At 65.2% G+C, this 10,226-nt stretch carries 9 protein-coding genes; 4 read left to right on the plus strand and 5 right to left on the minus strand.

The window, feature by feature from the left end; translation table 11 throughout:
- Both AWB82_RS35605 and AWB82_RS35610 read left to right on the plus strand, forming a co-directional pair.
- Positions 1 to 269, plus strand: a 269-nt coding sequence (locus tag AWB82_RS35605; protein ID WP_143756979.1) for a phosphatase PAP2 family protein, incomplete at its 5' end; no start/stop codon positions are given.
- 121 nt (positions 270 to 390) lie between these two features.
- Positions 391 to 1,311 (plus strand): LysR family transcriptional regulator, encoded by a 921-nt coding sequence (locus AWB82_RS35610; RefSeq protein ID WP_086973952.1) that lies wholly within the window; start codon positions 391 to 393, stop codon positions 1,309 to 1,311.
- Positions 1,312 to 1,315: 4 nt separating this feature from the next.
- Here the strand turns inward: AWB82_RS35610 and AWB82_RS35615 are convergent, their stop codons facing one another.
- The 5 genes from AWB82_RS35615 to AWB82_RS35635 form a co-directional block, all read right to left on the minus strand.
- Positions 1,316 to 2,377 carry a glycosyltransferase family 9 protein gene (locus tag AWB82_RS35615; protein WP_086973953.1) on the minus strand — a complete coding sequence of 354 codons (1,062 nt, stop codon included), beginning with the start codon at positions 2,375 to 2,377 and terminating at the stop codon, positions 1,316 to 1,318.
- 14 nt (positions 2,378 to 2,391) lie between these two features.
- On the minus strand, positions 2,392 to 4,287 hold the full coding sequence (locus AWB82_RS35620; protein WP_086973954.1) for a polysaccharide biosynthesis protein: 1,896 nt from the start codon (positions 4,285 to 4,287) through the stop codon (positions 2,392 to 2,394).
- Positions 4,288 to 4,299: 12 nt separating this feature from the next.
- A complete protein-coding gene (locus AWB82_RS35625) occupies positions 4,300 to 5,325 on the minus strand; it encodes an MraY family glycosyltransferase (protein WP_086973955.1) in 1,026 nt (341 codons plus the stop codon).
- 200 nt (positions 5,326 to 5,525) lie between these two features.
- Entirely contained in the window at positions 5,526 to 6,497 is a 972-nt protein-coding gene (locus tag AWB82_RS35630) for a UDP-glucose 4-epimerase family protein (RefSeq protein ID WP_086973956.1), read from the minus strand.
- Entirely contained in the window at positions 6,494 to 7,348 is an 855-nt protein-coding gene (locus AWB82_RS35635) for a glycosyltransferase family 2 protein (RefSeq protein WP_086973957.1), read from the minus strand. The genes AWB82_RS35630 and AWB82_RS35635 overlap by 4 nt, the downstream gene beginning before the upstream one ends.
- Before the next feature lie 251 nt (positions 7,349 to 7,599).
- Between AWB82_RS35635 and AWB82_RS35640 the strand changes: the two genes are divergently transcribed.
- Positions 7,600 to 9,021 (plus strand): UbiA family prenyltransferase, encoded by a 1,422-nt coding sequence (locus AWB82_RS35640; protein ID WP_086973958.1) that lies wholly within the window; start codon positions 7,600 to 7,602, stop codon positions 9,019 to 9,021.
- Between the two features lie 3 nt (positions 9,022 to 9,024).
- The coding region (locus AWB82_RS35645) for an FAD-binding oxidoreductase (protein ID WP_086973959.1) at positions 9,025 to 10,226 on the plus strand (1,202 nt) is incomplete at its 3' end.

Consider the following 10,226-nt stretch of genomic DNA (forward strand, 5'->3'; position numbering starts at 1 on the left):
GCCTCGCGCTCGCGGCGGCGATCGGCGCGAGCCGCATCTTGCAGGACGCGCACACGCCCGCCGAAGTCGTCGCGGGCTGGGTGCTCGGCGCGGTCATCGCCGCGCTCTTTCTCACACGCGTTTTCGAAGAGCCGCGCAAGATGCCGCGCGCGCTCGTCGCGGGTTGCGGGCTGCTGGTCGTTTCGTCGATCGCCTACGGCCATCACGCGCCGTTTCAACGCATGATCGAACACTACTCGTCGTGGCTCTGTCAGGGACTCGGGCTCTGAGCGCTGCGCCTGTTCGTTGTGGCGCGCGTGCGTGGAACGCAAGTATGATCGTCGCTTGAATTTGCAGGCTCTACTTTCGCGCGTCCATCGAGGCGCGCGATCACGTTTTCGGGACCCGAGCATGGACCGCTTCCTTGCAATGAAAGTGTTCGCGCGAGTCGTCGAGGCGGGCAGTTTCTCGAAAGCAGCCGACGCGCTGCGCCTGCCGCCCGCGAGCGTCTCGCGCACGCTCCAGGCGCTCGAAGCGCATCTCGGCGCGCGCCTCATCAATCGCACGACGCGCAGCATCAGCATCACCGAAGACGGCGAAGCGTATTACGAGCGCTGCGTGCGCGTGCTGGGCGAAGTGGACGACATGGAAGCGTCGCTGTCGCATTCGAAGCTGAGTCCCAAGGGCAACGTGAAAGTGAGCCTGCCGCAGATCATGGCGAAGAACACGATCATTCCCGCGTTGCCGGAATTTTTCGCCGCGTATCCGGACATCGGCGTCGAGTTGCTGCTCACGGACCGGCAAGTGGATCTCGTCGAGGACGCGGTCGATTGCGTCGTGCGCGTGGGTGCGGTCGGCGATGTCGGGCTCGTCGCCAAACGCATCGGCGCTTATGCGCAGATCACCTGCGCGTCGCCGGGATATATCGAGAAGCACGGCGAGCCGGCGTCGCTCGATGAACTCGACCGGCATCTCGCGGTCGGCTACGTGCTGAACAACACGGGACGCGTGCGCAACTGGGAGTTCGTCGTCGATGGCGAAACGCGCGTCGTCGCGATGAAACACAAGATCGCCGTGAACGATGGCGACTCGTATATCGCCGCGGGCGTCAACGGACTCGGGCTGATTCAAAGCTCCAGTTACACGCTCGATCCGCTCATCAAAAGCGGCGCGCTCAGGGAAGTGCTGCGGGACTATCCGTCGTATCCGCGCATCGTGTCGGTGCTGTATGCGTCCAATCGCCATCAGCCGCGGCGCGTGCGCGTGTTCATCGACTGGGTCGCGGAGTTGTACGCGCGCCTGCCGTCGTTTCAGGTGAGCAAGACGAACTGAAGACTCAAACGAAAATCGACGACGTTGCATGCGACACGTCGCGCGCGAACGGCATCGCGCGCCAGTCGTAATCGCGATAGGCGCGTTCGAGCGCGGCCAGATCGGCGGGTCGCGCGCTCGCGTGAATGCCTTCGAGATGCGGCAAACTGAATTCGACCGCGGCGCAGTTCGCGTAATCGCGCGCGCGCAGGGCGGCCGGGATCGTCGTGAAAAACGCGGTCGCCAGTACGTCGAAGCCTGCGCCGATGTGCAGCGCCGCCGTGTCCGCCGTGACGAGATAGCGCGCGTGTCTGATCCACGCGAGGAAATCGTCCGTGTCGATGCAAAGCGGCGCGATGTCGCGATAACGCGGATGATCGACCGCGCCGAAACCCATCACCGCGAGACCGGTTCGATCGGCGAGGCGCGCGACGATACGCGCGCGCGCCGACGCCGGAATGCTGCGCACGGGCGTGCTCGCGTCTGGACAGAAGAGCGCGTAAGGCTCGCTCGTGCGCGCGCTCAGCGGCAAATCGGCAAGCCAGTGATTGCGCTTGTCGTCGGCCGGGATGCTGGCGGGCGCGACGCCCATCGTCCAGAGGAAGAAATCGATCATCGGCATCGAGGCGAAGCGCGGCCAGAAAAGATGATTGCCGATGTCGATCTTCAGTTCATCGGCGGGCAGACTCACGAGCGGCACGGGCAGATCGACGACATCGCAGAGACGCGGCGCGGCGAGTTCATAAAGACGCTGTACATAGCGCGGCGCGCGCGCCGGCCGATAGATCGTGAACCGAAGATGCGGATGAAGGCGTTGCACGGCGAAGAGCGCCGAAAGCCCGATGGTCGAATCGCCGAGCGTGACGCCGAACGCATTGACGAGATGCACGCGGCTCGCGCGCGCATAGTCGGGGTCGAAGGGTTCGCGGCCCGCGTTCAGGATCGCGGCGGGCAAAGCGGAATAAGCGGTGTAAGCGGACGCAGCGTCGTTCGCGACTTCGAGATCGTACGGCGCGACGATCTCGCCAGCTTGCGACAACAGCGAGCCAGCGTGCGTCAGCGCATGAACTTCGTCGAGCGTCGTCATGCGTGACGCCCGCTTCAGCCCGTCGCGCCGCGCTCGTTCGCCGCCTTCGCAACCGGCACGCTTTGCAGCACGGGCAACGTCATGGTTTGATATTCCGGCACCCAGCGGCGCAGGTCGCGGCGCGTTTCTTCATCCGAGAGCACGCGATGCTGCATGAGCCACGGCAGCAATTCGTCGATGAAGTCGTCCGGCACGCCACGCGCCTGCGCGATGCGCAGCTTCGGATGCGGCGTGCGCGTGGTGGTTTCGTCGTCGGCGAGCAGTTCCTCGTAGAGCTTCTCGCCGGGACGCAGCCCCGTGAACGTGATGCGAATCTGGTCTTCCGAGAAGCCGTAGAGACGAATCAGATCGCGCGCGAGATCGACTATCTTCACGGGCTGGCCCATGTCGAGAATGAAGATCTCGCCGCCGCGCCCCATGCTCGACGCCTGCAACACGAGTTGCGCGGCTTCCGGAATCGTCATGAAAAAGCGCGTGATTTCCGGATGCGTGACCGTGACCGGCCCGCCCTTCGCGATCTGCTGCTGGAACTTCGGAATCACGCTGCCCGCGCTGCCGAGCACGTTGCCAAAGCGCACCGTCTCGAACTGCGTGCGCGGCGCGGATTGCTGCAATGCCTGGCACGCCATTTCGGCGAGCCGCTTGCTCGCGCCCATCACGTTGGTCGGATTGACGGCCTTGTCGGTGGAAATCAGCACGAAGTGGCGCACGTTGTGGCGGATCGCCGCGCGTGCGACGCGCAGCGTGCCGAGCACGTTGTTGCGCACCGCCTGCCACGCGTTCTGCTCTTCCATCAGCGGGACGTGCTTGTAGGCGGCCGCGTGGAAGACGATGTGCGGCGTGAAGCGCGCCATCGTCTGATCGAGCAGCAGCGAATCCTTCGCGTCGCCGACGACCGGAATCACCGAGCATTCCGGAAACCTCTCGTGCAGTTCCTCGATCAGCCGATACATCGCGTATTCGGAGAGGTCGTAGGCGACGAGCTGCGCGGGCGAGAAGCGCAAAATCTGACGGCACAGCTCCGAGCCGATCGAGCCGCCGCCGCCCGTCACCATGACGACGCGCCCGTGAAGCAGTTGCTCGACGTGCGGCATGTCGATTTTCACCGGCTCGCGGCCGAGCAGGTCTTCGAGGTCGATCTGGCGCACGCGCGACAGGAAGTTGCCGCCTTCGGTGAGCGGCGTGAGCGCGGGCAGCACCATCACCTTCACGCCGGCGCGCACGCACAACGTGGCGACGCGCCGCTGCTCCTCGACCGACGCCGACGGAATCGCGATGATCACGTAGTCGGTCTTCAAGTGCTCGGCGAAGCGCGGCAGATCGCCGAACGAGCCGAGCACCTTGTGCCCGAGCACTTCGCGGCCCTGTTTCGCAGGATCGTCGTCGAGCAGGCCGACGAGACGCCACTCGCTCGAACGCGACAATTCGCGTGCGAGCATCGCGCCCGCCGTGCCCGCGCCGAGCACGATCACGGGCTTGCCCTGTCCGACGAGCCCGCCGTACAGATAAAACTCCTTGCCCGCGCGATAAAGCGCGCGCGCGCCGCCCATCGCGAGGAACAGCAGGAGCGGCGAAACGATGAGCACCGAGCGGGGGATGATGGGCGTGGGCTGGGACATCACCGCGCCCACCATCACGACGAGCGCGCCGACGGCGATCGATTTGGAGATGCGCATGAGGTCCGGCAGGCTCGCGAACACCCACATGCCGCGATACAGCCCGAACACGCGAAAGACCACGGCGTAGACCGGCACGACCCAGAAAAGCGCGTGCAGCGCGCCATCGCGAAAGTCATGCGGCACGGTGCCATTGAAACGCAGCAGATAAGCGACGATCCAGGACCCGACGACAGCCATCAGATCGAAGCCGAACGCGCCCGCCGATAGCCATGTAGCTTTTATTCGATTCATCAGCACGGACCCTCAAGATTGTTCGGAATGGCGCGTCTCATGACGCCGCCAATGCGCGTCGACCACCGCGCCCGCTGTCACAACCACGACTGCCCAGCCCGCAACTGCCGCCCACTGCCCCGTAACGGAAAACCGCAGTGCCCAATTTGCGAGCATTATGCCCGCCAGCATGAGCAGATACCACGTGAGCGCGGTGCGCCCATGCCCCATTCCGAGGCGCACCATGCGCTGATAGTAATGCTCCCGATGCGCCTGCCAAAATTTTTCGCCACGCGCGAGACGCCGCAACAACGTGACGGTGGCATCGGCGATGAACGGCGAAAACACGAGCGCCGGAAACCAGACCGGCCACACGCCTCGCTGCCAGCCCCAATAACCGAACGCGCCCGCGAGAAACCCCAACGGAATAGACCCGGCATCGCCCAGAAAAATCCGTGCCGGGTGAAAATTGAGGGTCAGAAAACCGGCCGCCGCACCGGCGATAGCCGCGCTCGCCAGGCCCAGATCGGCTTGCGGCGCGGGTCCGGCGAGCGCCGCGAGCGCGTAGCCGCCGAAGCCGAACAGCGCCATGCCGCCGGCGAGCCCGTCCGAGCCGTCCATGAAGTTGTAGAGATTGACGAGCCACAGCATCAGAAAGCCGACGAACGCGAGCGCCCACCACGGCACATTGGCCGGATGCGCGACGATGACGAGCGCCACCGCGACGATATGCGCCGCGAAGCGCACGCGCGCGGGCAGGCCGCGGCGGTCGTCGATCTGCGACACGGCGGCGAGGAAGATCGCGCATGCCGCGACGAGCCACATCGACGGCGCCGCCAGAAAGAGCGCAACGACGGCGACCGGCACGATGCCCCAGCCGCCGACGCGCGGCGTGGGCCGTTCGTGCAGCGAACGCTCGTTGGGGATGTCGGTGGCGAGACGCCACGCGAGGCCGGTGCGAATGAGCGTGCGCAGAATCAGCACGCACGCGGCGAACGCCAATACCGCGACCGACATCGCGGCCAGAGGCGGCGAATCCTGGAAATACGAATGCAGCATGCGTTGTTATCGAGTTGTCAAAAACGAGGCCCGTCGTCCTGGCAATTCTTTTCTCCGGCAAAACCCCGAAGGATACGCGATCGCTCGTCGCGTTTAGTCATAAATATCTGATGAATAACGATAATTGCGCCGATCGAACCTGTCAGAAAACTTGCAATGCCGGTGTCGAAGCAGCGCGTATTTTAACGTTCGCGGACCGCTTATCGGCCGCGCGTCGAGCGAAACCATGCGGCCGTGGCGGCGAGGCCTTCGTCGAGAGATTGCGGCGCGCGCCAGCCGAGCGTCTCGCGGATGCGGCGCGAATCGAGGCGCAGGCTGCCCGTCAGCCGATCGATCTGCGCGGTCCTGCCGGTCAGACGCCCGAGGCCGCGCAAGAGTCCGACCGGCACCGGCACGAGCCGCGCCGGTTTGCCGAGACGCTCGCCGAGCTTGCGCGCGAGATCGGCGACGCTCGGGTCGTCGCCGTCGGTGACGTGGAACAGACGGCCGGCGGCGGCGGGATCGAGCGCGCATTCGATCGTCGCGCTCGCGAGATTGTCGACCGAGACGAGGCTGCGACGCGCATCGATCGCGCCGAGCGGCAACGGAATGCCGCGCGCGATCGCGCTCATCATCGACAGAAAATTGGCGCGCACGCCGGGACCGTAGACGAGCGGCGGCCGCACGATCGCGATTTCCATCCCGGTGCGGCTGCCGAATTCGAGCAGCTTCACTTCGGCTTCGGCTTTCGACATGCCGTAGGCATCGGGCGGATTGCGCGCGTCGTCTTCGGTGAACGGGCGGCCCGGATCGCTTTCGCCAAGCGCTTTGATGCTGCTCACCATGACGAAGCGCGTGACGCCCGCGCGCCGCGCGGATTCGGCGGCGGCGAGCGTGCCGTCGACGTTGATCGCCCGGTACGCTTCCAGCACCGCCTGCGACTGTGCGGCGGCATCGGCCATGACGTGCACGCGCGCCGCAAGGTGAATGACCGCGTCGCAGCCGGCGAAGGCGTCGGGCGCGATGGCGTCGAGGCTTTCGATATGGCGGACGTCGACGCCCGGTTCGCATTGCGCGTCGCGCCGCACGAGTCCTCTCGCGCCGATGCCGCGTTCAAGCAGCGCACGGCTCACCGCGCGGCCGACGAAGCCGTTGGCGCCCGTGATCGCGATGCGCCGGCCGGTTTCGCTCATAGCCACTTCCAGCCGAAGCGGTTGAAGAACCGGTACGCCGACGTGACGAAGAGCTTGATGTGCACCGAGCCCTTTCTCGCCGCGCCGCCGCCGTGATGCAGGATGCGCACCGACGGCACATAGGCGATGCGCGCGACGCGCCGCGTGCGCAGGCTCAGATCGTAGTCCTCGAAATAGAGGAAATAGCGCGGATCGAAGCCGCCGAGCGACTTGAGCACGTCGGTTCTGAAAAGCATGAAACAGCCGCTCACGATCGGCGGGTCCCACACGATATTGCTCTCGCCGATGACATCGCGCATCTCGTAGCGCGCGAGCCGCCCCGCGAACGGTTTGCGCAGCGCGGACGGCAGAAAGCCGCGCACGAAGAGGTCGAGCACGGCCGGATAGCGGCGGCAAAGGAACTGCTGACGGCCATCGTCGCCGCCGATCCACGGTGCGAGCAGACCGGTCTCCGGCGAGCCGTGCAGAAAGGCGAGCGCGCGGCGCAGGCCGTCGGCATTGAGTTCGACGTCGGGATTCAGGATCAGGTGGAAACGGCTGTCCGCGCGCGCGATGGCGAGATTGTGGCCGCGCCCGTAACCGACGTTGCCGTGCCCTTTGAGCACGACGGTGTCGAATTCGGCATCCGAAGGCGCGGGCAGATCGGCGAGCTCGCCCGGATCACCGTTGTCGATCAGATACAGGCATGGGCGCCCGACGACGTCGTGCAACTGCGCGAGCGCGGTTTCGAGCGTTTCGATGGTGCGCGCGAGCAACGCGGCGTCGGGCCGATAGACGACGATCGAAATACTGAGGGTGATGGCGGCATCGGGCTTGAGCGCCGATCGGTTCTGCGGGGCGTTCGCGTTCATCGGACAAAGGGGGCGTCCGCGCCACGAAAGGAAAACGGACCGCATCGACGAGTGGAAACGCCAAGATTGTCCTTAATGTCGGGGGTTTCGGCAACCGCGCGACGTCGCGCACGGAGCGGAATACGGACTGAATTTGTTACGGATTGTGCTAAATTCCGCGAGCAAGCGGAGTATTTGCCGCGCCCGATTCCCAACCGGTGGGTTCGGTCCGGACGCGCTGTGGGCTTACCCGATCACCTCACGTGAATTGTATGAACAAGCCCATCGTCGTCGATCTCGACGGTACGCTGATTCACTCGGACATTCTCGTCGAGAGCGGATTTGCGTTTCTGAGATCGTTCCCGCAGAAGTTCTACAAGCCGCTGCAATGGCTGTCGAGCGGCGGCAAACCGGGGCTCAAATCGCGGCTCGCCGAGCATGTGAGCATCGACGTCACGACGCTGCCCTACAACACGCAGGTCGTGAACTGGCTGCGCGACATGCGCGCCGCCGGCCGCACGATCGCGCTCGCCACCGCGAGCCACGAGTCGTTCGCGCAGCGGATCGCCGAGCACCTCGGGATCTTCGATCGCGTGTTCGCCACCGACGAGCACGTCAATCTCTCGGCGCATCGCAAGCGCGACCGGCTCGTCGCCGAGTATGGCGAGAAGGGCTTCGACTATGTCGGCAATTCGCACGACGACATCGCCGTCTGGGCCGCCGCCGACCGCGCATACGTGGTCAATCCGCACGCGGGCGTCGTGCGCGCCGCGTCGAAGCACGACAACATCGAACAGGTCTTCGAGAGCCGCCCGCCGACGCTCAAAGTCTGGGCGAAGTCGCTGCGCCTGCATCAGTGGTTGAAGAACGTGCTGGTTTTCGTGCCGCTGCTCGCGGGGCATCAACTGAAATCGCCCACTGCAATCGGGTTCGCCGTGCTTGCGTTCTTCGCGTTCGGGCTGTGCGCGTCGAGCGTGTATCTGCTCAACGATCTGCTCGATCTGCAAGACGACCGGCAGCATCCGGTGAAGCGCAAGCGCCCGCTCGCCGCCGGCACGATGCCGCTCGCGTGGGGCATGATGCTCTGCCCTGTCCTGCTCGTCGCCTCCTTCTCGATCGCGCTGACCTTCCTGTCGTGGAAATTCAATGCGGCTCTGCTCGGCTACTACGTGCTGACGCTCGCCTATTCGCTCGCGCTCAAACGCCAGGTGATGATCGATGTCGTCGTGCTCGCCGCGCTGTACACGACGCGCATCGTCGCGGGCGCTGCGGCGATCCACGTGCCGCTCACTTTCTGGCTGCTGGCCTTCTCGATGTTCGCGTTCCTGAGCCTCGCGCTCGTGAAGCGCTACACCGAGCTTCACGCGATGATGAAGGCCGGCCGCGAAGGCGCGCGCGGGCGCGGCTATCTGGCGAGCGATCTCGCCATCGTGTCGTCGCTGGGAACGTCGTCGGGCTATATCTCGGTGCTCGTGCTCGCGCTGTATATCCAGGACGAGCGCACCACGGCGCTTTACCGGCATCCGCAATACATCTGGATGGTGTGTCCGCTGATGCTCTACTGGTTCAGCCGGACATGGGTCATCACGCATCGCGGCAGGATGAACGACGATCCCATCGTGTTCGCGGCGCGCGATCGCATGAGCCTGCTCGTCGTCGCGCTGTGCGGCTTTGCGTTCTGGCTCGCGATCTGACCGATGAGTGAACTGCTCTCCTGGGGCCGCTACCCGCGCCTGCCGCAGACCGCGCACGCCGCGCACTGGCGCGACGAAGCGCAGGCGCGCTGGCGCGACGTCGAGCGCGCGCACGGCACGACGCTCGCGTTCGGCAACGGCCGCAGTTACGGCGACGTTTGCCTCGCGAGTTCGAATCACGTCGTGCAGACGCTCGCGCTCGACCGGATCATCTTCGCCGACTGGGAACGCGGCGTCGTGCGCGCCGAGCCCGGCATCACGTTCGAACAGATTCTCGCGCTCGCCGTGCCGCGCGGCTGGATGCTGCCGGTCACGCCGGGCACGAAGTACGTGACCTTGGGCGGCGCCATCGCGAACGACGTGCACGGCAAAAATCATCATGTGCGCGGCACGTTCGGGCGGCACGTGCGCGCGTTCGGCCTCGCGCGCAGCGACGGCACGCTCATCGAATGCTCGCCCGAATCGAACCTGGAGATGTTCAACGCGACGATCGGCGGGCTCGGGCTCACGGGGCTCATCCTGTGGGCCGAATTTTCGCTGATGCCGATCCGCACGAGTCTCATCGACGTGACGAGCATCCGCTTCGGCAAGCTCGACGAGTTCTTCGATCTGTCGGAGGAGTACGACGCAAAACATGAATACTGCGTTGCGTGGGTCGATTGCGCGAGCCGCGGAGCCGCGCTCGGACGCGGCATTTTCATGGCGGGCGATCACGCGATCCACGGCTCGCTCGATGTCGAACAACGCAAAACGCGCCGCGTGCCGTTCACGCCGCCTGTCTCGCTCATCAACGGCCTCACGCTGCGCGCGTTCAACGAGCTGTATTACCGCAAGCAGCGCAAGGCGATCGAGCTTTCGCGCGTGGGTTACGACGGCTATTTCTATCCGCTCGACAGCCTGCTCGAATGGAACCGCATTTACGGGCCGGCGGGATTTCAGCAGTACCAGTGCGTCGTGCCGGCGGCGAGCGCGCGCGACGCCGTGCGCGCGATGCTCGATCGCATTTCATCGAGCGGCACGGGTTCGTTTCTCGCGGTACTCAAGCGCTGCGGCAATATTCCCTCGCCCGGACTGCTGTCGTTTCCGATGGAAGGGACTTCGCTCGCGCTCGATTTTCCGCAGCACGAGTTGCGCAATTCGCAGCTTTTCGCCGCGCTCGACACGATCGTGCGCGAAGCCGGCGGACGCATCTATCCGGCCAAGGA

It is taken from the genome of Caballeronia glebae (assembly GCF_001545035.1).
Taxonomy (GTDB): domain Bacteria; phylum Pseudomonadota; class Gammaproteobacteria; order Burkholderiales; family Burkholderiaceae; genus Caballeronia; species Caballeronia glebae.

What these genes read in the sequence shown, in the direction of transcription:
- AWB82_RS35610 (WP_086973952.1), top strand. Translation starts at nt 391, where the DNA reads ATGGACCGCTTCCTTGCAATGAAAGTGTTCGCGCGAGTCGTCGAGGCG.
- AWB82_RS35615 (WP_086973953.1), bottom strand. Translation starts at nt 2,377, where the DNA reads ATGACGACGCTCGACGAAGTTCATGCGCTGACGCACGCTGGCTCGCTG.
- AWB82_RS35620 (WP_086973954.1), bottom strand. Translation starts at nt 4,287, where the DNA reads ATGAATCGAATAAAAGCTACATGGCTATCGGCGGGCGCGTTCGGCTTC.
- AWB82_RS35625 (WP_086973955.1), bottom strand. Translation starts at nt 5,325, where the DNA reads ATGCTGCATTCGTATTTCCAGGATTCGCCGCCTCTGGCCGCGATGTCG.
- AWB82_RS35630 (WP_086973956.1), bottom strand. Translation starts at nt 6,497, where the DNA reads ATGAGCGAAACCGGCCGGCGCATCGCGATCACGGGCGCCAACGGCTTC.
- AWB82_RS35635 (WP_086973957.1), bottom strand. Translation starts at nt 7,348, where the DNA reads ATGAACGCGAACGCCCCGCAGAACCGATCGGCGCTCAAGCCCGATGCC.
- AWB82_RS35640 (WP_086973958.1), top strand. Translation starts at nt 7,600, where the DNA reads ATGAACAAGCCCATCGTCGTCGATCTCGACGGTACGCTGATTCACTCG.